General features: G+C 36.9%; 20 protein-coding genes. 4 read left to right on the top strand and 16 right to left on the bottom strand.

Annotated elements, in window-relative coordinates; all coding sequences use genetic code 11:
- Positions 1–71 precede the first annotated feature (71 nt).
- The gene (locus WAA15_RS00410; RefSeq protein WP_337040350.1) at positions 72–788 is read left to right on the top strand and encodes a carbohydrate-binding family 9-like protein; all 717 of its coding nucleotides are present in this window, start codon (positions 72–74) and stop codon (positions 786–788) included.
- 83 nt (positions 789–871) lie between these two features.
- Positions 872–1,378, top strand: coding sequence for a hypothetical protein (locus WAA15_RS00405; protein WP_337040349.1), 507 nt, complete (start codon positions 872–874; stop codon positions 1,376–1,378).
- Between the two features lie 74 nt (positions 1,379–1,452).
- Here the strand turns inward: WAA15_RS00405 and WAA15_RS00400 are convergent, their stop codons facing one another.
- The 5 genes from WAA15_RS00400 to WAA15_RS00380 are packed head-to-tail and all read right to left on the bottom strand — an operon-like array spanning position 1,453 to position 7,309.
- Positions 1,453–2,466: a WG repeat-containing protein gene (locus tag WAA15_RS00400; protein ID WP_337040348.1), complete on the bottom strand. Its 1,014-nt coding sequence runs from the start codon at positions 2,464–2,466 to the stop codon at positions 1,453–1,455.
- 1 nt (position 2,467) lies between these two features.
- Positions 2,468–3,763 carry an OmpA family protein gene (locus WAA15_RS00395; RefSeq protein ID WP_337040347.1) on the bottom strand — a complete coding sequence of 432 codons (1,296 nt, stop codon included), beginning with the start codon at positions 3,761–3,763 and terminating at the stop codon, positions 2,468–2,470.
- Positions 3,764–3,779: 16 nt separating this feature from the next.
- Positions 3,780–4,946 carry a hypothetical protein gene (locus WAA15_RS00390; RefSeq protein WP_337040346.1) on the bottom strand — a complete coding sequence of 389 codons (1,167 nt, stop codon included), beginning with the start codon at positions 4,944–4,946 and terminating at the stop codon, positions 3,780–3,782.
- Between the two features lie 49 nt (positions 4,947–4,995).
- Positions 4,996–5,973 (bottom strand): TolB family protein, encoded by a 978-nt coding sequence (locus WAA15_RS00385; protein ID WP_337040344.1) that lies wholly within the window; start codon positions 5,971–5,973, stop codon positions 4,996–4,998.
- 13 nt (positions 5,974–5,986) lie between these two features.
- Positions 5,987–7,309 carry a hypothetical protein gene (locus WAA15_RS00380; protein WP_337040343.1) on the bottom strand — a complete coding sequence of 441 codons (1,323 nt, stop codon included), beginning with the start codon at positions 7,307–7,309 and terminating at the stop codon, positions 5,987–5,989.
- A gap of 563 nt (positions 7,310–7,872) precedes the next feature.
- Between WAA15_RS00380 and WAA15_RS00375 the strand changes: the two genes are divergently transcribed.
- Together WAA15_RS00375 and WAA15_RS00370 are read left to right on the top strand one after the other, a co-directional pair.
- A complete protein-coding gene (locus WAA15_RS00375; RefSeq protein ID WP_337040342.1) occupies positions 7,873–9,381 on the top strand; it encodes a serine/threonine-protein kinase in 1,509 nt (502 codons plus the stop codon).
- Positions 9,382–9,385: 4 nt separating this feature from the next.
- Positions 9,386–10,675 (top strand): hypothetical protein, encoded by a 1,290-nt coding sequence (locus WAA15_RS00370; RefSeq protein WP_337040341.1) that lies wholly within the window; start codon positions 9,386–9,388, stop codon positions 10,673–10,675.
- Between the two features lie 40 nt (positions 10,676–10,715).
- Here WAA15_RS00370 and WAA15_RS00365 read toward each other — a convergent pair whose 3' ends face one another.
- From WAA15_RS00365 to WAA15_RS00315, 11 genes are read right to left on the bottom strand one after another with little or no spacing between them, the layout of a single operon-like run.
- Positions 10,716–11,621, bottom strand: a complete 906-nt coding sequence (locus WAA15_RS00365) for a hypothetical protein (RefSeq protein ID WP_337040340.1) — start codon at positions 11,619–11,621, stop codon at positions 10,716–10,718.
- Positions 11,622–11,654: 33 nt separating this feature from the next.
- Complete coding sequence (locus WAA15_RS00360) at positions 11,655–12,968, bottom strand: serine/threonine-protein kinase (RefSeq protein ID WP_337040339.1); 1,314 nt, start codon at positions 12,966–12,968, stop codon at positions 11,655–11,657.
- Positions 12,969–14,351, bottom strand: a complete 1,383-nt coding sequence (locus tag WAA15_RS00355) for a PP2C family protein-serine/threonine phosphatase (RefSeq protein ID WP_337040338.1) — start codon at positions 14,349–14,351, stop codon at positions 12,969–12,971.
- Between the two features lie 12 nt (positions 14,352–14,363).
- Positions 14,364–15,725 (bottom strand): serine/threonine protein kinase, encoded by a 1,362-nt coding sequence (locus tag WAA15_RS00350; protein ID WP_337040337.1) that lies wholly within the window; start codon positions 15,723–15,725, stop codon positions 14,364–14,366.
- Between the two features lie 28 nt (positions 15,726–15,753).
- Positions 15,754–17,784: a tetratricopeptide repeat protein gene (locus WAA15_RS00345; protein ID WP_337040336.1), complete on the bottom strand. Its 2,031-nt coding sequence runs from the start codon at positions 17,782–17,784 to the stop codon at positions 15,754–15,756.
- Between the two features lie 5 nt (positions 17,785–17,789).
- Positions 17,790–18,530, bottom strand: a complete 741-nt coding sequence (locus WAA15_RS00340) for a caspase family protein (RefSeq protein ID WP_337040334.1) — start codon at positions 18,528–18,530, stop codon at positions 17,790–17,792.
- A gap of 5 nt (positions 18,531–18,535) precedes the next feature.
- The gene (locus tag WAA15_RS00335; protein WP_337040333.1) at positions 18,536–19,909 is read right to left on the bottom strand and encodes a PP2C family protein-serine/threonine phosphatase; all 1,374 of its coding nucleotides are present in this window, start codon (positions 19,907–19,909) and stop codon (positions 18,536–18,538) included.
- Positions 19,910–19,951: 42 nt separating this feature from the next.
- Positions 19,952–20,683, bottom strand: a complete 732-nt coding sequence (locus WAA15_RS00330; protein ID WP_337040332.1) for an FHA domain-containing protein — start codon at positions 20,681–20,683, stop codon at positions 19,952–19,954.
- Between the two features lie 57 nt (positions 20,684–20,740).
- Positions 20,741–22,093 (bottom strand): hypothetical protein, encoded by a 1,353-nt coding sequence (locus WAA15_RS00325; protein WP_337040331.1) that lies wholly within the window; start codon positions 22,091–22,093, stop codon positions 20,741–20,743.
- Positions 22,094–22,119: 26 nt separating this feature from the next.
- Positions 22,120–22,842, bottom strand: a complete 723-nt coding sequence (locus WAA15_RS00320) for an FHA domain-containing protein (protein ID WP_337040330.1) — start codon at positions 22,840–22,842, stop codon at positions 22,120–22,122.
- Between the two features lie 8 nt (positions 22,843–22,850).
- Complete coding sequence (locus WAA15_RS00315; protein WP_337040329.1) at positions 22,851–23,429, bottom strand: hypothetical protein; 579 nt, start codon at positions 23,427–23,429, stop codon at positions 22,851–22,853.
- Between the last annotated feature and the right edge of the window lie 12 nt (positions 23,430–23,441).

Genomic DNA, 23,441 nt, shown 5'->3' with positions numbered 1-23,441 from the left:
TAAATTACCGCTAAAATTAAGTTTTTTTATCTGGTTTTTCAATCGTTTTTTTACTCAAAAATTGGCATATCATGCAACGACTTATATGTTTTTTCACATTTTTGCTATTTTTTCTTAGTACCTCTTTTAGTTCTGTTGCACAGGAAGTTTCGGCCTCTGGACAACTACATATTTTAAAAACTGCCGACTTTGAACCTAATGGCAAAGGCACAAGTATCGAATGGGAGAAAACTCAGTGGGTTTCGCTTCCTCAAAGGCGAAATGATGGAAAAGTTTACACTACTAATGCTAAGGTTTTATATTCTGACACAGGTATTTACTTTTTGTTCGATTGTCAGGATTCTCTCATAACTTCTACCCTGAAAGCTGATTTCACAAACCTGTATCTGGAAGATGTTGTTGAAGTGTTTTTATGGACAGACGAAACCAACCCAATCTATTTTGAATATGAACTCTCGCCATATAATTATGAACTACCTATACTGGTACCTAATATGAAAGGTAATTTTTTAGGCTGGCTGCCGTGGCATTATGAAGGCGACAGACGTACAAAGCATGCTGCCATAATTGAAAGTAATGGAAAACAAGTTACAGGCTGGAAAGCCGAATTTTATATACCGTATGTACTTCTGAAACCATTGAACAATGTACCACCCAAAAAAGGAACGCAATGGCGGGCCAATATGTACAGACTTGATTATGACAAAAGAACATCGGCGTGGTCATGGCAATTGACCCGAACGAATTTTCATGATTTTGAAAAATTCGGCACTTTTATTTTTGACTAAACCGCCCTTGTGCTGGTTTCGTTATAGCCATCGTTTGTATTTTTTCTGAAAAATCGTTTACATTTGCTAAAATCAACTCATTAATGACTTTACAACAACTCTTTCAGCGCATTGGCGAGAATCCTAGTTTTTTATTGTTTTATTTCCTGATTATTCCGGTAGCTGCCATCATTGCGGGTGTGTTAGGTAAAGGCGAAGGGCATCTATCACCCTGGAAATACCTGTATGCTGTTCTAATTTATCTGGTAAGTGCGCCCGGAGTTTTTGCCGTTGTTCTTAATATCTATTTTTTTCTTTTTCAAAGGGGAGATATTATGCAGACCGATGTTTACTTACAAATTTTACCGATTGTAGTGATGTTGGTTACTATTTTTATTATAAGACGTAACGTTGACCTCGCCCTGATTCCGGGATTTGATAAGATTTCGGGTCTATGGTTTATGCTTTTTGCGACTGTGGCACTTATGTGGCTACTCGAAAAGATACATATTGTTGTTTTCTCTTACTTGCCATTTCAGTATCTTCTGGGCATTTTCGTTATTCTTTTCACCCTTATTTATGTTGGTTGGCGGCGTTTTGTGGCTAAATGATTCTGGCATAAGCGTTAACAAAAAAGGCATCTAAAATGATAATAGATGCCTTTTTAACTTTAGCCAACAGGCTTTTATTTCACTTTATTACCATTTTTATCTATAAGAAAAGATTCCATGCCTTTATAAACTCTGGCTCTGCCTTTCTTTTCTTTACTGAATGCCTCGGCATTATCATATTCGCACTTGATAATTATATTTCCGTCAATACCAATGTAGCCCCAATAACCGTCTATATTTACCATTGCTAGTTCATCTTCTGAAAACTCTTCAATTTCATCAAAGGCAGGTTTTGCTATTACTTTAGCAGTTTCTGCATCTCTTACTCCCCACTTTTCATTTGCCTTGAAACCTAGTAGCACAACTTTACTATTTTTAATTAATGTTTTTTTCTTTTCTTCAACGGCTACTTTTTCGGTTTCGGTATCAGGTTTATCAGTACTATTTTTTTCGATGATAACATTTGCAGAATAATCCTTTTCGTTATCGGTAAAAAAACGAAGAGCATCGATTGTAAACTGCCATGTACCATTTATTTTTTCGACATGAATTTCGGCTACTCTGTTGCAGGGCTTTTTAAATGGTTGATTTGTTCGTGAATCAAACCCATTGTAATCAACCTGAAAGCTAACCTTTACAAACATAAATGTCTTAGACGGCGCAGCCATTACCTTTGATGCTACCGCGTTTATGAGTTTAATCTTCTTATTTGCGTTTTTAAAAACGCCGTTATCAGACTTACCATAATAGAGGCATATATCATTCAGGTAAGAGTCTATTCTTTTAAAATCAGCTTTATTAGTAGTGGTAGCCCTTGTTCTGAAATCGTCTTCTACCTGTATCTGGTCATCTTTAAACAATGGGTAAAATTCAGAAGAAGAGATTGTTACATTTTTTATGATGTCTTCCCTTTCGTATGAGGGGGCCTCGAGTAACTGATTATACATATATTCTAATTCCTCAATTTTTTCAAGGGCCTTGCGTTTAAACAGTTTTTCTTCCGAGGTAGTAATTCTATGCTGCGCCTGCGCCCATATTGAATGAGCACAAATGAGCATAACAAATAATGACAGAAGTTTTAGTCTCATTTTATTTGGTATCTGTTAGTTCCTGTTTTGTATAAATAATCTCGACTCTCCTATTTTTTTTCTTGTTATTTTCATCATCATTAGAATTAGCCGGACGGTTACCGCCATAAGAAATCCACGATAATCTTTTAGGATTTATTCCCGATTTTAATAAATAAGTATAAGTTATTTTGGCTCTGTACTCGCCTAAGGTTTCATTCTTTTTGGGGTCACCTACGTTGTCGGTATGGCCTATAATTTTAGCATAAATATCTGTCTTGACAGCCAAATAACGTGCGATAGAGTCTAAAGTACCTTTGGCTCCTGCTGTAAGATTATAATCACTTTGTTCAAAATAAATAATATCAGTGTCATTTCTTTTAAGATTTGCTGATACATTAGCCACTGAATCTTTCTTTGGCTGTTGTGTGGGCTCTTCTATTTTAAAAAAACTAAGACCTGAATTAACAGTAAATTGCCCGTTCAGGGTTTGTTTGGTTGTAGTTATGCTATACTTGTACACACCGGCCTCTTCTACATTGGCATAAAAGCTGTTCTGTTTAATAAAAGTTGGTATATTTTTAGGCTTGGTATCTGATATGGTTACTTTTTGCAACATATCGGGGTTAACTGTGTGTACATCAACCGAAATATAAACTGGTGTTTTAGACAAAGCAATTTCATAATTAGAAACTTTGTTATCTATTTTGTCAATCACCAGATTCCCCATATACTTCTGAAAACCTTTTGCTTCAATTTCGATGGCTATTATATCTTCTTCCGTAAAAACTACTTTTTCAGCCGAGGTTTCTTTTGTTTCAAAACATTGCTCCTGACCATTTTTTGTATAGTAAAGGCAGACCTTGCTTTTAATAGCTTTCTTTGTAATGGCATCAATCACCTTGAAATATCTGATAGCCTTTTTATCAACTTTAGGTTCTTTGGCATTGGCTAAAGTAAAGTCAGATTGCTCTGACTGTGCATAGGGTTTATCCATAATTTCCTTATCGAGAGCCAGCATCTGGAAAGTAACATAGTATAAGCCGTTATAATCGGCATTTGTCAACGGTACCTCTACACTACGGAAACCTTTCTTGGTTAGTGTTATGCTTGGTGTGCCACACGGAATATTTACTTTAAACATACCTGTTTCGTCCGACTGCCCCAGGATTTGTTTTTTTGCACCGGTTTTTGTCGAAATTTCGGCCGATAAGCCTTTGTTATCTATATAATTAATTATTTTTCCGTGTAGCTGTATACACTGCCCATTGGCTTTAAAAAAAATAAGATAAAAAAATATGAATAGTATATTTTTCAAGTTGAATTATTTGATTTTACTTATCTTTTTCTTGGCTTACAGTTACATCACCCAATAAAACTTTCCAGCCTACTTTCGATTCTCCACTAGCATTACTGGTAAAAGACTCCAGTTTAACTTTATAGTTTTTATCTACAACATCCGAATACAGGGCTTTGCCATTAGCACCAAATCCTACGAAAGACTGCTCGCCTCTTACCAAACCATAATAATTACCGTCTGATGCTTGTGATAACTCACTCACGAATCTAAGGTTAGCATATTCAATATCAATTGTGCTATAACTTAAATTTTTTAAGTCTTTAAGATATTTTTCTACTGTCTTGGTAGCTGTTGTTCCTCGTGTTTTAGAAGTAATTTCAATGGTAGCTCCGGGCGTGAATAACTCCAATGCTTCTTTGATAGCCTTGTTTCTTTCGTCAGAACTTTTATTCTTATTACCGATAACCTCAAGATAATCCTTGAACTTCACTACGTAGTCAATAGATTGCTTCGCATAAGTTTCTTTTTCCTCGCTAGATAGTTTGGTCGCTTTTCCGTTAGTTTTGGCAACTGGTATTTTCAAAGAATCAGGCTTAGGCTTGATATTTGGCTTCACAATAGGCTTTGGATTAATAGGAGTATGAGTGTTAGTAGTTTTATTGACAATACTATTAAACTTATCGCTATTGGTCTCTAATATTGGAGCGACTTCTTCTATGCTTCCTATGATTTCGTGTGAACCATCGCGATGCACAACTACCAGCACGTTATCTTTATTAATTGAAGAACGTTCGCCCTTGAGGTTCTGATAATTGATTGACTCCTTGTTGTACATAATCGTACAAGGTATTATATCAAAAGGAACAGCCCTGAATATAACATCATGCTCAGGCATGGATGATTGAGTATTATAAAATTTATCAATGATAACTTTGGCGGCATCAGGTGAGTCAGGTAATGATGAAATCACCAGATATCTTCCGAATTCATTGAATGCCGCTACTACTTTTGATTTCTGGTAGGTTCTTGTTCCGCCATTATCAATTGAGAAACTGATTTTCCCTTCTTCGGGCACTTTCTCTATTTTACCAACAAAACCGGCCCCATTATTTAGATAGAGATATGTTTTACGCTTTGAGTCCTGAGCAAAAGCGCCATAAGCAATCATCCAACATATAAATAACTGTAAAAATCTTTTCATATTATTCGTATTTAAGTGAGTTGTTATGCTTAAAAGCATTGTTCTGAGCTTATTTTTTCATTTTAAAACGCCAGATTTGATATTTATCAGGCTTAGCCCCTCTGTCCGAACAGAAATATACGAAGTCGTCGGCGGTCCAGATAGGTGCAAAATCGTTTGATTTGTTTACTGTATATTGGCGAAGGTTTTCTCCGTTTATATCAATAGTATAAATGTCTGAATCTTCTTTATTCTTCTTGGTTAACTGAAAAATGAGTTTTTTTCCATCGGGGCTCCAGTTAGGGCTGGTTGCATAACCTAAGCTGGCATTTGTAATTTGTTTCGGAGATTCGCCATCAAGCGACATAATCCAGAGCGTACCTGTTTCTTTTGATTTTTTTTTGTCGAGGTCATATCTGATAAAAGCCACACTTTTGCCATCAGGTGAAATTCTTGGAAAACTACCTACACCAATCATTTTTAACTCATTTGTTTTAAGGTCTTTTACCCAGATTTGATTCTTTGTTACAACAGCACCTCGATACTCAATTTTCGCTGATTTTGAGGTAGCTTGAAGGTACGTTCTGGGGGTGGCTCCTTTTTCAAAAATAATTAGGTTACCATCTGGCGACCACGAAGGGTTATATTCGTCTTCATCGGTATTGGTTACCTGCGTAATTGCTTTACCTTTTCCGGCTTCTATATAATATATATCATAATTGGTTTTATCCAGATACTGAAACACAATCCGGTTATTAGCCGTAGAATAATTGGGTGCCAGATTAATATTTTGCCCACTTGATTTTTGAACTAGTACTTTATTCAACACTTTTTCTCTCATATACATATTATATGACCCATCTTCTTCTTTCATCACGAAAACCAAATTTTCACCAAAATCACCTCCCGACGGGTAATACGAAGGTTTATCTGAATCTGTTATCTGGGTGAGTGTATCAAAGTTTTCACCTTCTGAGGTAGTCTGGTAAATTTTTGGCGCGCACGAACTAAGTATAATAAATAAAAGAATAGGTAATTTTTGCTTCATACAATTAGTAATTTTATAGGAGTTTAAATTCAAACTTTGTCAATACAATACTTTCGTTGGCCTTAAGCGATTTAAAAACAAAACCTGCATTGATTTTTTTCATATCGATTAAATGATTGAACGGAAACTTATTGTATCCTGAAATGGCCTGCCCGTTAACTGAGTAAATAAACTTATTTTGTGTAGGGTCAACTGCAATTTTAAGCATATACTTGCCCGATTGCGGTATATCTGTCAGCTGAGGTTTAATACCTGTCATGAATTTCATTGCTTCGCCTTTGGCTTTTGCGTTAATCGAGAACGTGTTTTCTTCTGTATTTATAATGAAGTAGCTGTAATTGTCTTTATCCTGATACTGCCACACAATTCCGAACTCTTTGATGTCAGTTTGTTTGGGTTTATCAAATTCAGCAACAACTTCAAAAGGTCTACCTTTAAAATCGCCGGTTACTGGTACGGTTAAAGCTCCTTCAACTTTATCAGTATTGGTTAATATCTGATATTTATTTTCTTTTTCGAGAAAACTAGCTTTAAAACCCTCAGCTCCTTGCCATGACCACTCTTTAGGATTCGCCACACAAGTAAAGTTTTGCAGCACTGCTCTATATTCGGTATTGTTTTCTCCAAAATATGTTACATTAGCCATTGGGCAGTTATCTTCATAGTCAATTAGCATTTGCTGCTTGCCCTTGTCATCATAGATATATTTAGTGGCAGTTTCTATTTTTAATGCGGCATTGTATTTACCCACAATAACTTCTTTTTCCAGACCATTTTTATCGTATACTACTTCTTTGAAGTATTTACGGGTTTTGTTGGTATTATACAACTGTTCAGATTTTATTTTGCCGTCAGCATAATAAGAAAAATCTTTTTCGAGTTCACCATTATTATATGTCCTGACCGATTTGGTGCCGTCCTCTGCATAAAAAATACAGTCGCCCTGATAAGCTCTGTTTTCGGCCTCGTTTTGTGTATCATAACGAAGAAACTTACCTATAAACTTTAACTTATTAGTACCCTTGTAATAGTCTTCAACTATACCCACAGGAGCCTGACTTTGGTCGAACTGGGCTTTACGATAATAATAGGCTTTATCGGCTGAGGTTTGCTTATAATTTCTATCAAAGTAAATAATTGACTCGCCCTCTTTAAGGGTAGGAACACTACTGGTATAAGCCAAAGAGTTACCTGAACTGGAATTATTAAAATAGGATAATGTATTGACTCTCTTGAAGGCACTAACTCCATAGGCTACTTTATTTTCCTGTGCAAAACAGGGGTTTATCAAAAGGCTTATGGCAATAATCGACGACAGTTTTATTGTGGCTTTCATTTAGGTATGTTTTATCTTTGACTATATACACTTTGCCAGAAATAATCTCGGAAATACGTAGTTTATCCGAGCCTCTAGTCATAGCAATACTGACTTGAAAAATACGATAGAATTATCAAAACTAAAAGTGTTTTGCTGATAAATAATTCGTTGAAATATCCCAAAATCTGTAACAAATATTTAAAAAAGAGCCGGATAATAAAAAAGGAAGCTTCCTTTTTTATTATCCGGCTCTTTTTTCTAAGTTCACAACCGAAAACAAGAATTTATTATGGCCTAAATATGCCTGTATCTGTTTTCGGGACTATAATGTAATGGGTAAATATTAGTTTACAGCTAGCAAGCCAGACATAAAAAGATTAACATTTTCTTGTAACAAAACACCCTTGCCCATTACACATTATCAGGATTATTATCTTGAAAAACGGCTTAAAACGAATAACTTTTACCTTTGACCTACTTATGTTTTTTTATTATGGCTAGGCTATTAATGATAACCATATAAAAGATTATATTAGCATTAATTTTACTATAAAGCTACCTATCGATTTTGAAATAATACTATGACTGTTGAGGATTTTAATAAAAGATTTGACTTTAACTCGGATGCTTCGGGAAGCATTATTGGCCGAGGAGGCTTTGGCGTTGTTTATAAAGCCTACGACAAAGTGAGGCATCGTTTTGTAGCCATTAAACGATGTGAAGTTGAGCAGTCATCAAAATTTGACCTCAAAAGAGAAGTAGAGGTAGCCAATGAAATAGAGCCTCATCCGAATATTTTGCGGTATGAAAACATTTTCAGAATAACTGAACAATATGGCACTTATGATTACGCTGTAATGAAATATTATGCCGAGGGCAATCTGGAAGATGTAATGAAAAAAAATGTTCTTTCAGACGAACACAAAAAACAGATTATTGCCGGATTACTGAAAGGGCTTATTCATATTCATCAGATACCTATTATTCATCGGGACTTTAAAACAGCTAATATTCTGATGGAAAAATCGCCGACGGGAGAGTGGAAACCGCTGATTTGTGATTTCGGGCAAAGCCGTTTAGTAGATAACGACAATAGTATTATTACCAATAATTCGCAGTTTGCCCTGACTCCAAAATATTCGGCCCCTGAACAGCTATTAGGTACGAAACAACTACGAACAAATGCCGACTTGTGGGCGCTGGGTGTGATAATTTATCAGATGTTTAAAGGCAAACTTCCTTTTACTGTTGAGGGAAGCGATAAAGACTGGGGCAGGTCTGAGAGAATTCGTTTATTGATTCTGCAAGGTGATATTCCTAAAGACATTGTTACACTGCCGGAGCCTTATCAGGAAATTGTTAAAAAATGCTTGGTATCAGATCCTGATAAACGGGTAAAGAATGCCTCTACCCTTCTGGGGCTGATTGAAAAACATAACTCTTCAAGCAAAGAAAATAGCGATATTAGTGGTGATATAACGACTGTTTTTCCGCCACCAAAACCCAAACCGCCTACACCGAGGCCTAAGCCTTTAGAAGATAAAAAGGTGCTTTACACCGAGCAAAGTGAAGAAGAAAAAGAAGGTTCAGGAAAAGTTCTTAATTATGTTCTGATGGCAGCCATTGTTATTATTGTTGGGGTTGGTGTATATTTCTTTCTCAAAAACAACGACTCACAACCTGTAGCTTCAATGGTTGCTCCTAATAACACATCAGACAGTACAGTTAATAATAATAAGCCACAACAAAAAAAGGTTAACAGTATTACGCCTCCTGAAGTAATACCTGATAAGAATGATAAAACAACAGCACCTGTTGATTCGCCCCTTAATGAGAGTTCTATAAAGAAAGGAAACCAAGTTTTTGCTATTCAGGTGATTACTAATGAAGACTGCCAGATATGGATTGATGGCAAAAAACATGGAAGCCTTAAAGCTTATGAAAGTAAAAAGTTTACTTTTTCTTATCCTTCTTCACAAGATTCATACAAAGTGTATATTGTTACCTTGAAAAGCTACAAAGACGATGAAGTAACAAGCAATGTAGGAGTAAATGCAGGGCAAACGGAAATAGCAGAAATTAATTTTTAATACCATGGGAAACTATTCTTTAATATATAAACAGTTCAGCGAACCTCCGGCGTATCAACTTGCTTATGATAACAACACCGGAAATATTTATATAGGCGGAGGATATAATTTAAGTAGCCACTCGGCTGAAGAAATTATTACAGATTTAACACGTGCGGGTTTTGATAATTTTACTGCACATACGTTGGCCGAAGCAGCACATAAAACTGACATAGAAGCCCAGAACTGGGTGAATCAGAACCGTTTTTTGATGTTGTCGGAGCAACAGCACCAGAATATTTTCAGCCATATTATTATACCTGAATACGAAGAAAAACTTTCGCAGCAGTTAGATGCGCTCCACGAGATGTATCCGGCAAATTTCCCTGAAAATCAGGAGAATTTATCAGATACTCAAAAACAGATACTGTATCATTTTGTAGATAAAGGAGAGTTAGGCCAACATCCTGAACTTGTAATTGCAGTATTGAATGAAGACTGGGAAACTGTTAAAGCCGAGCTACACAATTTCGATGCAGGTATTTATCAGGATGCTTCTCACGACATTTTAAATACTTTTTTTGCTGAGGGAAATTCATCAGCAACATTTGAGAGTGACTCCCAACCTGAAGGGTATGAAGCCATACAATTGCGCATACCTACCAATTATGATTTTACTTATAATCAGGAAATAGGGCATCAGGGGCAAAGTCTTGTACCACATTTTCCGGGAGGGAAATCAGGGGTTACCATCGGCCCCGGATATGATATGAGCCTTAGGTCGCCAGAAGAAATTTATCAAGACCTGACCTCAGCCGGAATTGATACCAAAACAGTAGAAATATTAATGCAGGCAGCTAATAAGTCAGGCCCGGAGGCACAGGCATGGATTGCCTCGCATCAGGATATACATATTACGGAAGAGCAACAACGCTATTTATTTTATAATATTCTGGTGCCACAATATGAGGAGCGTACCCAGCAACAATTAGAGAGTTTTCTTGAATCTCATCCTGAAATAGACCCAACGCTAGCCGATTGGGATAATCTTTCAGACAAGCAAAAGCAAATGTTATTTGACTTTACCTATAATGCAGGGCTAGAAAAGTTTCCAACATTTGTGAATGCCGTATTGGAAGAAGACTGGGAAAAAGCGTATCAGTCTTTTGAGCGGTATTCGGCAGGTGAGCTTCTGGCATATCGGAATGAAAGCTTTTATGATGAATTTCTGGACGACAACCTGCATCATAATTATCAAAGCTGGCACGACTTGCCTAATGACGACACAGACCACCATGCGTATCTGGGTATGTAAGGCCAACACAAACAATGGGATACTACCAGATAAATACCCTTTACAAAACAGGTAAAACTACCCAATAAAACGTAACAACCCTACGACGAAAATCATTCTTAGGCACGTTATCGGGTAAGCCTCTGGGGATGTCCTCACCGCGGCCTAGCACAGTTATTTTTATATCAAGTTTTCGGCCTTCAACTTCTTTTCTCTGATTAATTATTTTTTCCAGTAATTCTTTTACAGCCACTGCACGAAGTTCTGATAATTTCTGATTCAGCATACTACTGCTTGGGTCGCTTACACCTACAAAGTCGGCTAGTTCACGATATAATCTCGATCTCTTGTCGATAGGTGTAGCATCCGAATATCCGGTTACAATAATTTCACCCTTTAAGTTGGTAAAAGTACCTTTATATTTGTCGGCAAACGAGAAAAGTTTCTCCACAATAGGGCTAAACAATCTTTTCCCTTCATCCTGTTGGTCGGCTAATAACCGGTATTCTCCGGGCTTAAACAAGGCACCTATCTCTGACTTACTAAATGTTTCATTACCCAGAAAATCAACAATAACCTTAGTTTTTTCTTCCAGAATCCGCATTTTATTACCATTCTCTCTGATTGCCTGATTCGCTCGTTCTAATGATTCATTGTTAATGCTTCCTTTTGTTTCCAAGTCTTTAAGCGACTTGTTAAGGATTATGTTCTGAATCTGAATACTTTTTTGTTCAGCTAATACATAATTCTGTATCTCAGCATTGGCCGATTCGGCAATTTTACCCTCTTTATAGGCTTGTTCTGACTGCCCTGCCACTATTTGTAGCATTTTTATTGACCTTTCGTTCGAATCAATGGCGGTTCGCAAGGCAGCTTTTGAACTATCAACAGCGGCCTGATTAACAGCACAAGCGTTTACTATCCATGTTACAGCAAGCACCGACAATATTCGTACAAACAGTTTCATAAGCATTTTCTTCTTTAATAGTCACAATATCAGTTAGTTATCTTTAGGCCCTGAACTTTTCTTTTTAGGCTTATTTAATTCATAATCATAAATAAAACTCCCACCTTCTTGTTTATCTTTCTGTTTTTTGGGTTTAATTTTTGTCCTTTCTGGTAGAGGCTTTGTTTCTTTCTGAACTGTATCAACGGCTTGCTCTTTAGGTTGAGTTGTTACAGGAGATACAGTGTTACTTTCGGGCTTGTTTTTAGGTATGGTATCTTTCACCATTTCAGTTGGTGAGTTTTGCATAGTCGGGCTACCCTGATTTCTATTCTCTTTTGAATAGTAGAACCAGAAAACTCCTAAAGCCAGCAAGGTTATACCTATCATAACATAAGGCAATAGTTCAACGCGCTTGCCATTATCTTTTTTTACCTGTGGTTTCGGTGTGGGGGCGTGTCTTGGTTTTTCAACAATTGGTTCAGTAAAAATTTCTGTTTTTTCAGCACGTACGGTTTTTAAAATTTTGATTAGCTCTGTTGCTGATTTTGCTCGTTTTTCAGTATCCAAAACCAGACATTTCAGAATGATGGTCTGATATGGTTCTTCTACTTTGAAAATTGTTTCAGGAAGTTCAACTTTAAGAATCTTGTTAATTAACTGTTCTCTGCGGCCTGTGGTATCGCTTTCACTTACGAAGAAAGGAGGGTTACCCGTACACATTTTGTACAATAACGCGCCAAACGCCCATAAATCTGCGTTGGGTTTTACTTTAGTACCCAAAATCTGTTCCGGTGCCGCATAGTTCAGGGTTCCACCAACAAAGCTGTTATCCGTAAACGACTCTTCGGTTGATTCCTTTATTTTGCCTAAGCCAAAATCAGCAATTTTAGGTATGTATTTACCTTTCTGAGAAGCAATCAGGATATTTGCTGGCTTAATATCCCGATGGATTATTTTATTCTGGTGTAGAAAATCAATACCCAACAGCATTTCTTCAACCAAAGACTGAAACTGAGCAGAAGAAATTCTTTGTTTGTCAAGAAAACTATTAAGGTTCCCTAAAGGATAATAATCCATAATAGCTATGTCGTACACGCCAAGCCCAGCCATTTTAAAACGGTAACAGGCTTCATAATACACAATATTTTTATGAATAGGCAACGATTTAACTATTTCATATTCGTGCATTAAGCTGTATTTTTCTTCTTTAGGTACTTTTGAAACCTTTACAACTACTTCTCTATTTCTCAATAAATCATCAGCACGATAAATACTGGCAAAGCCTCCTTCACCAAGTTTATCGTTTACTTCATCATAGATATAATCCTGAGAAAATTCAGAAAAGTCTTTGTATTGTTTTTCCATTTAGTATGGTTTTATTTTCTTGAATTCGTTTTCTACTGAAAGTGTACTGGCTTTTTGTCCTACCCTTACCATAGCCGTTTTAAGTTTACCATTCATACTCAGAATGGTATCATACTTTGCCTGCAAATATTTAATGCCGTTATCTGTAAGTAAAATTAGCCCATATCTGCCTTGCTCTTTAACCCAAAAAAATTGTCTCCCATTATAAGCATGTGGTTCTATTTGCTCAAACCTGAATGGTAGTTTAACAGCATTATATCTATTCACGAGGCCATAAAAATTATCTCTTTTTTCAAGAAAAAGATAAGCCCAGCCAGTTTTATTATTAAATGTGTCTTTTGTTATTGTTGTTTCAAGAGGCGTTGAAACTAGGGTGTCAGCGTTTTTTTTTTCGATTTTAGCCTTTTCTTCTTTTTGTTTAGACTGGTGACCTTGTTTTTTTTCAGATTTGAAAAAATCAAGGTATTTCGCGGGCAACATCGTATACCCAAAATAGGCAACGGTTATACCTAATAAAATGAGTATTATCCAGAAAGCGGCTTTCAATGAGGTATCGTTATTTTTTACATTTTTTGATAACTTTCTGGCTGAATTATTTGGTTTAGAAGAGCTACTCTTATTTTGCGAAACGATAATATCTCTTATTTTAACAATATAGGCCGAAAAATTATCTTTTGTTTGTCCGGCAGATATATCAATAAGGGCTTTGCCGATATATGCAGGTTCGTTAAATTTCCTTACAGTATCTTCCAGAACATTTTCGTTTACCTGTTCGGTTACTCCATCAGTACAAAGAAAAAAAACATCACCGGTTTTTATAGTATTTATAACCGTAACATCGGGCTTTGTTTCTTTTACTGTTCTGCCCTGAATAGCTCTCGTAATTTCGTTTCGTCTTGGGTGCTCCTGTGCTTCTTCGAGAGAAATAAAACCATTTTCGTACAATTCCATCACAAAAGAGTGGTCTTTTGTCTGGAAAATAATATTTCCGTCACGAACAAGATACACTCTGCTGTCGCCGATATGAGCAATGGTAGCACCTTGCTCATGCAAATGTACAAGAGTAGCAGTAGTAGCCATTCCTTTAGCTAAAGGGTTATGGCTGAAGTAATCATCAAAGGTTTGTTCAACATAAGCTAACGCCTGCTCAATTGTTTCTTTGGTGGAAACAGTTACATTGTTTTCAGCAAAGAATTTTTCAAAACTTTTGCAGGCCAGTTTACTGGCGATTTCTCCTTTTTGTGCCCCTCCTACACCATCACATACAATAAAAAGCCTTGAAGAAACACTAACTTTGTCGGGGTCTGGAAAGATACTATCTTCATTGTTAGCTCTGCCTCCTATTTCAGAATAGCCGTAAGGTTGGAACAACTGGAAGTACATAAAAACGTTGAATTATTTTTTATAAAAAAACAGTACTACCATTCCGGTAATAAAAACTATAATTCCACCAATAAGAATGATGGCATCCCACGCAGACAAAGATTGTTTATTTTTAGGCTTATCTTCTGAAAATTCATCTAAATACTGTAATTCGTCTTCATAAGAGGTAGACGCTTTTTCTCTTGGCTTGCGAGAAGTTTCTGTAAAAACCGATGTATTGTCGTTTGATTTGCGCGCAGGCTCATTAACAACTGGTGTATTATCACTCTCATAATACATGGTTGCATCCTCTCTTTTGGGCTTTTCGGCAGCGGGAGGAGGCGTTTGTGGCGGATGCTCAAAAAACTGTGTTTTATCTTCAACTGGTGCTTTTGGCTTTGGTTTTTCCGCGGGCTTTTCACTTGCCGGAACAGGTTGTGGTTTAGGATTCACCACGGTCTTGTCGGTATCAACGGGCCTACCTTCTGCTGCGGGCCGTGGTGTTGGTTCAGGCCGAGGTCGGGGGTTAATACGAGTTTTGTCGGGGTCAACAACGCCCCCTTGCAAATAAGGGTCTAATTGGTTTTCGATACAGTTTTTAAATTCATTACAACTCGAAAATCTGTTCTGTGGGTTTCGTTCAAGGGCCTTCGCTAGTATCTTATCAAATACTTCTGGAATATTTTTATTAACCATACTCAGCTGAGGCAATTTTCCTTCTTCGATGGCTCTGAAAAGCTCAATTGGCGACTGCGTATTGCTAAAAAGCGGCTTCCCTACCAATATGTAAAACATTACTAATCCTAACGAATAAATATCGCTTTGCGGGCTTACGTTCCGTGAGTTATCAAATTGTTCTGGACTGATAAAATTAAAAGTACCCACTGTAAAATTTGCCGTAGTAAAATTTGCATCATCAGCAAAGTCTTTTACGGTATCAAAATCAATTACTTTTGCTTGTAACTCTCTGCTAATTAATATATTAGAAGGCTTGATGTCACGATGTATTACCTTATTCTGATGTGCATATTCGATAGCATCCAGTAACTGCGAGAAAAAACGCATCAGTTTTAAAGGAGAAGCCGGGTCATAGTTCTTTATTATAAAATCTTCCAGATTAATGCCATCAATATACTCTAAAGCTACTCCGAGTATATCTGGTTTGTTAATCAGGCTTACAAAACTTACGATGTTAGGATGATTCAACCGCTTTAAAATTTCAGCACCATGTTTAAATCTTTCTTTAAATTTAAGATTTGCCATACGGCTTTTATCAATAATTTTTAACGCGACTTTTAGATCGGAAGATTCTTCGGCAGCCAGCCAAACATCTGAAAAACCACCATTACCCAGATGGCTCAAGACTCTGTAATTATTAATAATCTCCCCTATCATGTAAGTAAATTCCTTTAGATTTAGATAATCATTTATTTTTTTCAACCCTTTGCAGGGCTTCGCGGGCTTCTTCGTTATCAGGCTGAATGTCCAGAATTTTTTTGTACCATTTTCTGGCCTCTTCCTTATCTGTTCTCACTTTATTCGCGTTCATTTTTGTAATGTCAGATTCTCCGTATTCATAAATATAGCCTATTTCATACATCGCGTCAGTATCGCCCAGATTAGCTGCAATTGTATACCACGTAAGTGCGTCTCTGCTTTTTTTCTCAAATTTATTTTCGATAGGATATTGGTACAGATTACCTAACCTGAACGAAGCATCTTTTTTAAGGCTTTTATTCATTTTTGCAGTATTAATAGCTTCCTTATAATACTTGATAGCATTTTCATACCTGAATTCAATTTTAAACTTCTGCTCGTCTTTTTCGTACAGATAAGCCATATTATACATAGCCGTAGCATTTCCTAGTTTGGCCGCGTCTTTCCATAATTCAAGTGCTTTGTCGAGATTTTGGGCTACTCCATTACCTTTGTAATATAACTGACCAAGTTTTACCATCGCAGAGTCGTCGTTCATACTTACTGCTTTTTCGTAAGCACTTATTGCTTTTTTATATTGAAAGTTAGCCCAACTCCCGTTAAGTGGTTTGCCTGCAGTAGCATTTGTGGCTGCACCCGATTGCTCATTTTTTTTGACAAAATCATCAGCCCTTTGGCGATAAATATCACCAGTGATTCTCCACGCCCATTTTTTCTGGCTTTCGTCACTATTAGCGTTGTTGGCTAGCTTTTCGGCCCACTCAATTACCTTCTCAGACTTTTCTTTACTATTTTTTAAAAATAAAGTATAATAATAAATGCCATTCAGTTTACCCGTAGCGGCTACTTTTTCGTACCAGTGGCTAGCTTTTTCATGCGCTTCTTCGCCTTCTTTGGCTAAAATATTAGCCAGATTAAGCATGGCTTCTACATTGCCACCATTAGCTGCTTTTTCATACCATTTTTTGGCTTCATTATGATTATTGCCAGAAATAAGATTGCGGTCATAGAGCGTACCGATGTTATTTTGTGCTTCAACAACTGTGTTAGCCACTTCTTTATATAGCTCAAAAGCCTGTTTTACATCGACTTTTATTCCTATGCCTTCGCTCAGGCAAAGTGCCATGTTATAAATACTGTATCTATCTTTCAGGTATTTACCCTTCATGAAAATATCGTACAGATTTTCAAAGTTTTTGCTTCGGGCCAGAATAACCCCTAAGGCATTACAAGACTGAGCATCGTCTTCGGCACAGCCTTTTTCAAAATATGCCTTTGCTTTGGCAACATCAGGCTTAACATCATATAAACCTTCGTTGTATATTTCTCCTAGCCTTCTGCTTGAAGCCCCCAAACCGTTTTTTGAAGCCTCTTCATATTTAGCCAGCATTTCTGGCACCATACCTTTACTTTCGTAGATAGAGGCAATATTAATAAGTATGTTTTTCTTTTCTTCCGTAGTAGCTCTCTGATACCAGTATAAAGCACTATCCAGATTACTTTTTGTTTTGCGGGTCTGATAGATATAGCCTATTTTAACGCCTGCTTTCTCGATACCATTTTTATATGCCTTTTTCAGACTCAAAATAGCGGCGGAATCACTTTGGGTGTATCCTTCGCCATAATAATAGATCATACCCATACTTTCAAAAGCAGGTGAGAAGTTACGCATACTGGCATTATAGAACCACAGAAAAGCCGAGTTTTTATCTACCGTTCCGGTCAAACCCAGATAGTGGTATTTACCAAGCAAATACATGGCGAGGGGGTCGTCGTCTTTCTTTGATACAATAATCTTGTATGCTTCACTGAATTTTTTTTCACTTTCCAACTGAATAACATTGTTATACCAGCTTGTTTTTATCAGATAGGGTTCATCCAGAATAGTATCTATTTTGAATGGATTGTAAAGAGAGGGTCTTGATAGTGAATCAACAAATGTTGACACAAAAGTTTTTTGTGCAGTCAGACGAAAGAAAGCAAGCCCAAATATTAATATGAAAACTGTTTTTTTCATGAGTGCTAATAGGATATTATTACTTGGTCGAGAGGGAAATTTCCGAAGGTTATAGGGTTTTGTGTATTTTGTGAAGCCTGATTTACCTTCTTTTTCACATAAAGATGCAACTCAGTAATGGTAATTTTATGGTCATTATTTAAATCGGCATACCCACGAAGGCCATTTAATAAGAAAAAACTAAAAAAACCACCTTTATAGTATCCGTTTTCTATGGAGCTTTCATTGGCTCGGCATGAAACCATTGCAATAATTTTATCAGAAACACTGCTTACCTCTTCGTTTTTCTTGGGTTTTAAGCCACCAATACGGCACGCATCAGCAAAAATGATTTTTGTTTCTGACTTGCAACTTCTAAACAATTCTGCAATTTTAGCAAACGAAATAGAGTTACTTCTGCCGTCAAAATCATACGGTAATATTTTACCATTATCGCCATGGCCCGAGAAGTAAAATATAACTAAGTCTTCTTTTTTTGCTTTTGTAAAAGCTGTGCTAACTATCTCAATAATATTACTATAAGATGCCTGCTGATTAACCAACATATAAACATTAGCTGGTGAGATTTTCAGGTCTTTGGTTAAAAAACTATAAAAGTTTCTTACGTCATCGTCGGCATATTTTAAGTCCTGATTATCAGGAATAAATTTATAGTCAGACACACCAATCAACACTGAATAGATTTCAGCTTTAGCCTGAAAGCTCAGTAATAATGAAAGTATAATATATTTAAGGTAGGTTTTCATGACTTTTAGCTGTCTTTTGGTCCTTGATTTTTTTCTTTTGGTTTTCTTGATGGCTGAGAGCTAGGCTCTGAACCTTGTGGGGTTGTGGAAGAGTCTTCTTTTTTAGATTTATCTTCTGTTTTTTGTTCTTTTTGCTCTTTCTTAGAATCTTTTTTATCTCTTAATTCACCAGGTTGAGGCTTTGTAACTTTATTACCCGGTTTAGTTTTAGTTTTTTGTTTTTCAGGTTTTGAAGTTGGTACAGCTACCGGTGCTACGTCTGGAGTTGTATTAGTATCATGCTTAACAGAATCTTTTTTTATCTCTGGTGAAGTTGATAAGTCTAAATTGGGAACCGTTTCGTCTTTCACTGTTTTTTTACCCGGAAAAAAGTAATCATAGGTCAGGTATCCGAATAGTAGGATAATTCCTGCACCTAAGGCATATATAAGCCCCAGAAAAATATCTTTCGTCTTTTTTATCTTAGTTGGTTGTGGTCTTTCTTTGGGGTCTTCGTCTGTTAATTCCTGAAATTTTTCAGCGGTATGAACGTCATATTCTTCTTCATAGGTAATACTATGAATCTGGTCATTTTTTGTTTCCTTCGATGGCAGAATAAGCGGCTCGCCTAAAACCTGTTTAATTTCTATCAGATAAGCCGAGAAATTATCTCTTGTAAGGTTTTGGCACTTTTCAATAATTATGCTGGCTCTTTCCTGTAACGAATAATCTGGTGCCGAAAAAACTTCTTCTAAAATTCTATCACTTATCTGCTCCAGAACACCGTCTGTACAAATGAAGAAGTAATCGTTTTCTTGCAGGTCAGTAATTAAATCAAACTCTATCTCTGAGGGTCTTTTTGCTCCCTGAATAGCTCTGGTGATTACATTTTTGGCTGGGTAGTTTCTTGCTTCTTCAGGGGTTATTTGCCCTGCTCTAAGCAATTGGTTAACAATTGAGTGGTCTTCTGTTCTGAAAATTATTTTATTTTCTCTGATTTGATATATCCTGCTATCACCAATATGCCCCAGTGTGATACCGGAAGTATGCACATGCAAAAAGCATAATGTTGTACCCATCCCTGACGATTCAGGATGCGTAGCCATGTATTCTTCAAAGCTATTCTCTGTTTCTCTTAAGGCAGCACTCCAAGATTGGTAAATTTCTTCGTCAGAACGTGGATTATCCAGTTCAGGGTGTGCATGCAAGTAGTTAGCAAATTCAATACTTGCCAGCCGGCTTGCTATTTCACCACTATTATGCCCTCCTATACCATCACAAACTACAAATAGTTTATTACTATTTGTAGCTTCGTTTTCGAGTGGATATATAGCATCTTCATTATTGGCACGCCCACCAATTCTACTAAAACCCACAGGATGAGCTATTGAGATAATCATATAATTAAGCCGTTTTTATTGACTGCAATATTTTAATAAACTTTAGAATACTATTGTTTTGTTATAGTCTGTGTCAGCGGTATTGTTTTGGGGGATTTCGACGATAACCTCAAATATTGTATTACCTAGCCTTAAGAAATCACCTTGATGAATTTGCCGGATAATTCCTCGCTCGATGGGTTTTCCATTAACTTCAACCAGATTAGCCGCATTGGCATGGGTAGTCAGGCTAAGAGCTACTGTATTTTGCTGTTTTTTAATTTGTAACTCGCATTGCCTACGGCTGATAGTTGTATCCTGACTGTCCAGTTTTATATCAACGTCTTCAAATCCATCAGGATTCATAGGTTTCCGTCCTATTAAAACCTTGTCTTTTGAAATTCCCAATATAGGGAATTGATTGTTACCTTGCTTATAGACTATTTCCTTCTGATAGGCAAAAGGCATGGAGAAAACTTTTATTTTCTCAAGGAAATCAACATCGAAAGTACCCAGGCACTTCAAACCGATTTTTATTTCGGGTTGCGTAGGCTTTGGCTCTGTTGGTTTATTCGAGAAAAATACGGTTTTATCTTCAAAGCCAGTGCCTGCACTGTTTTCACCCACGGTGTTCCGACCATTCTCTGGCGGTGTCTGCACTGGTGGAGTAACTTCAGGAGAAGGAATGGGCTTCGCTGGTCTGATGGTATGAACTGCACGACAACTAGAACATCTGATTGTTGTGATATTAGAATAAACTTCTATTTTATGTCCACACTGATGACAAATAATCATAAAAAAGGAATGGGCTTTGAATAGGAAGCTATAAAAAGCCCAGATTAAGATTTTGAATTAATTTCCAAACGCTGACATATCGGCATGATTATTTAAATCACCCGAATATATTTCATTTTCAATATCAACTCTATATGGGTCATCTTCAATGGTAGCTATATCATTTGAGTCAGTGATTGGGTCTTCTACTGGCCCGATAAAGCTATCATCTACATTGTTGTCTTTATTGTCGTCGTTATCATTATCGGTATCTGGTAAACTAATATCTTCAGGATTATCAGGGTCTTCGTTTCCACCAGTACCACCATCGTTAAATTCTTCAGGAATAATAACATTGCCATTCTGCACTGTCATTGGCACAATGTCCCATTCATGTATTGGTTCAAGTTTATCATTTAAAATGGCAGCGTGGTCAAACTTACCATCTCCGTCGGTATCGGTATAGCTCAGAATTTTACCATCATATTCACCTACAAGGCCCGTATACTTACCGGGTTCACCATAAGCCAGAAACTCAATATTATCCATTATAATAATGTCATAAGTTACAGGCGGTATTGCCTCTGAGTCCGTTTCAATAGGCTCGGCCAGACTGATGATTTCTCCGCTAGGGCTTTGAAACGCATCGAATTTATTATCTCCGTCAGTATCTATCAGTTCACATCGCATTTCATTATTTTCATAGAACCATTTGTCGGCAATACCATCTTTATCGCTATCGCTGGCAATAATTTTTGCTCCGGTTCCATCTTCCCAGATTACCATTTCAACTTCAAGGCCTTGTTCTGTTTTTACACAGCTACAACCCTCTTCTACTTCGTGCTTATATGTAGTTGTAAAAGGTTTACCATGATAAATAAAAATTTCACCGGGGCCTCCGAGTTCGGCTCTTGCGTGAGCAAACGCCTGTGCAAAACTACCACAGCCTGAATAATCATGTAAGCCATTTGGCCCATCGACTACTATATGCGTTACATGCGATGTACTACCACCATCAGGTTTGGGGTTAGGTGTTGGCGTCGGATTAGGTGTTGGTGTAGGCGTGGGGCCGGGTGTTGGAGCCGTATAATTGGTCAATGAAGGATTCAGGAATTCGGGCGATAATTCATTTTTTACATCTTCCGAAATCTGTAAATCTTGTTTTGGTGGCTTAGCTCCTGTACTATCAGCAGGTGTCGACGAAGGGTCTTGTGTGTTTCCTTCCTCTTCGCCTGCTTCTCTGCTTCTATCTATCATAGAATAACCTAAAGCAGCAATTCCAACCGTAAAGAGGGCAGTACCTGCCACTCTTACTCTCAATCGTCTTGAAGCACTTGCTTCATCAGATTGCCCAGTATCTATTCCTTCACCCCAGTTAGTTGAAGAACTTCCTCCAGAGGGGTGCATTTGTGTTTGGTCGTATACAGACATAGCATTTATTATTAAATGAAATATTGTTATTTATTTTCTTCGGTCCACGGTGTTTTACAAAAAGCGCACTGATTCTGCCGCGCCAGTAAAGTCCATGAAGTTTTACCGAACGACCTGCTACAATTAGGGCAGATATAATCTACCTCAAACTGGTCGTTCAATTGGATTATTTTATCTCTCGGGCTTATTGAATTCAGGAATAAAGTAACACCAATTACTACCACAACCGGAATACCAATCTTAACAAGTTTCATGGTAGTGTCATCTTCTTTGCCCAGAATAGCAATTAAACCCACACTAGCTGTACTTAAAGCAAACACACTACTGCGAAGCCCGTTAATAAGGGCATCTTTTTTGGTTAATCGGGTACTTTCTTTTTTATAATTATCGTAGATGTCTTTCAATAACAAAAAATCGGGTTTATATTGTTTGGCTGTGGGTGCTTTAGGTAAAGGAATTTTGGCAAATGTCAATAGTTCTTTAATGCTTATTGGTTCGTTCTGGATGCTCACCAGTTGTAAAGCATCATCAATATTGAGTGCATACGGCTTGTTGTTTTCCAGTACTTTCCCATTGATAAATGTCTTATTGACCGACTTAGCCGTTACATTCATTTTTAAAGGGCTTTTGCTTTCAACGGTAATAAAAGCATGATGACGGCTAATGAATCTATCATCCGTATTTAGTTTATAGTCAACACCCTTAACGGAGGTATCAACCGAGGGGTCTTTGCCGATTTTAATATTCATAATAAAAACTATTTATTACAGTTTGCCAATTGTATTCTTAGGCCTTCAACCTGAGATTTAAGTTGCCCAACTTCTCCGTTAATTTTTGTATTCTCAAGCCTAAGCTGTGATAACTCTGCATTTTTATCATCACTACTTGTCTGAAAGTCTACTTTTTCCATAAAAGCATTATGATAGGCTACATAGTTATTAAGGAAGGTATTAATATTTGTGATGAATTTTTTAACTGCCTCACTTTTGGCTTTTGGCTTACTTTCTTCCATATTTTTAATAACCCTATCAATGTTATTGACTGTATGTTTGGCCTGATCTTTTAGGTTCAGTTTGGTAGTTGGTGGGCCTGGCTTAACTATATCAAGGTCAATTTCTATTATTTTTTTCGAGAGGCTATCTAATTTTTCTGTCAATTTAGTTAATCTTTCGAACTCTTTTATCTGAATTTGTAAATTATCATAGTCTTTGCTACTTCCTCCGCTGTTTCTGAAAATATAGAAAAAGGCTACCATTGGAAGAATTAAAACAATAATATAAATGGCCCAAAAACGGAAAATTGCTCCTTGGCGTTCTGATTGATTCTGTGGTCTCATGAGATAATTTTA

Source organism: Emticicia sp. 17c, assembly GCF_037153985.1.
Lineage (GTDB): Bacteria > Bacteroidota > Bacteroidia > Cytophagales > Spirosomataceae > Emticicia.
The sequence above is the reverse complement of the archived record's forward strand: the minus strand, read 5'-3'. Positions and strand labels throughout refer to the sequence as shown.

Bases quoted from the DNA above. Each gene is read 5' to 3' on its own strand.
- WAA15_RS00410 (WP_337040350.1), top strand. From the start codon at position 72: ATGCAACGACTTATATGTTTTTTCACATTTTTGCTATTTTTTCTTAGT.
- WAA15_RS00405 (WP_337040349.1), top strand. From the start codon at position 872: ATGACTTTACAACAACTCTTTCAGCGCATTGGCGAGAATCCTAGTTTT.
- WAA15_RS00400 (WP_337040348.1), bottom strand. From the start codon at position 2,466: ATGAGACTAAAACTTCTGTCATTATTTGTTATGCTCATTTGTGCTCAT.
- WAA15_RS00390 (WP_337040346.1), bottom strand. From the start codon at position 4,946: ATGAAAAGATTTTTACAGTTATTTATATGTTGGATGATTGCTTATGGC.
- WAA15_RS00385 (WP_337040344.1), bottom strand. From the start codon at position 5,973: ATGAAGCAAAAATTACCTATTCTTTTATTTATTATACTTAGTTCGTGC.
- WAA15_RS00380 (WP_337040343.1), bottom strand. From the start codon at position 7,309: ATGAAAGCCACAATAAAACTGTCGTCGATTATTGCCATAAGCCTTTTG.
- WAA15_RS00375 (WP_337040342.1), top strand. From the start codon at position 7,873: ATGACTGTTGAGGATTTTAATAAAAGATTTGACTTTAACTCGGATGCT.
- WAA15_RS00370 (WP_337040341.1), top strand. From the start codon at position 9,386: ATGGGAAACTATTCTTTAATATATAAACAGTTCAGCGAACCTCCGGCG.
- WAA15_RS00365 (WP_337040340.1), bottom strand. From the start codon at position 11,621: ATGAAACTGTTTGTACGAATATTGTCGGTGCTTGCTGTAACATGGATA.
- WAA15_RS00360 (WP_337040339.1), bottom strand. From the start codon at position 12,968: ATGGAAAAACAATACAAAGACTTTTCTGAATTTTCTCAGGATTATATC.
- WAA15_RS00355 (WP_337040338.1), bottom strand. From the start codon at position 14,351: ATGTACTTCCAGTTGTTCCAACCTTACGGCTATTCTGAAATAGGAGGC.
- WAA15_RS00350 (WP_337040337.1), bottom strand. From the start codon at position 15,725: ATGATAGGGGAGATTATTAATAATTACAGAGTCTTGAGCCATCTGGGT.
- WAA15_RS00345 (WP_337040336.1), bottom strand. From the start codon at position 17,784: ATGAAAAAAACAGTTTTCATATTAATATTTGGGCTTGCTTTCTTTCGT.
- WAA15_RS00340 (WP_337040334.1), bottom strand. From the start codon at position 18,530: ATGAAAACCTACCTTAAATATATTATACTTTCATTATTACTGAGCTTT.
- WAA15_RS00335 (WP_337040333.1), bottom strand. From the start codon at position 19,909: ATGATTATCTCAATAGCTCATCCTGTGGGTTTTAGTAGAATTGGTGGG.
- WAA15_RS00330 (WP_337040332.1), bottom strand. From the start codon at position 20,683: ATGATTATTTGTCATCAGTGTGGACATAAAATAGAAGTTTATTCTAAT.
- WAA15_RS00325 (WP_337040331.1), bottom strand. From the start codon at position 22,093: ATGTCTGTATACGACCAAACACAAATGCACCCCTCTGGAGGAAGTTCT.
- WAA15_RS00320 (WP_337040330.1), bottom strand. From the start codon at position 22,842: ATGAATATTAAAATCGGCAAAGACCCCTCGGTTGATACCTCCGTTAAG.
- WAA15_RS00315 (WP_337040329.1), bottom strand. From the start codon at position 23,429: ATGAGACCACAGAATCAATCAGAACGCCAAGGAGCAATTTTCCGTTTT.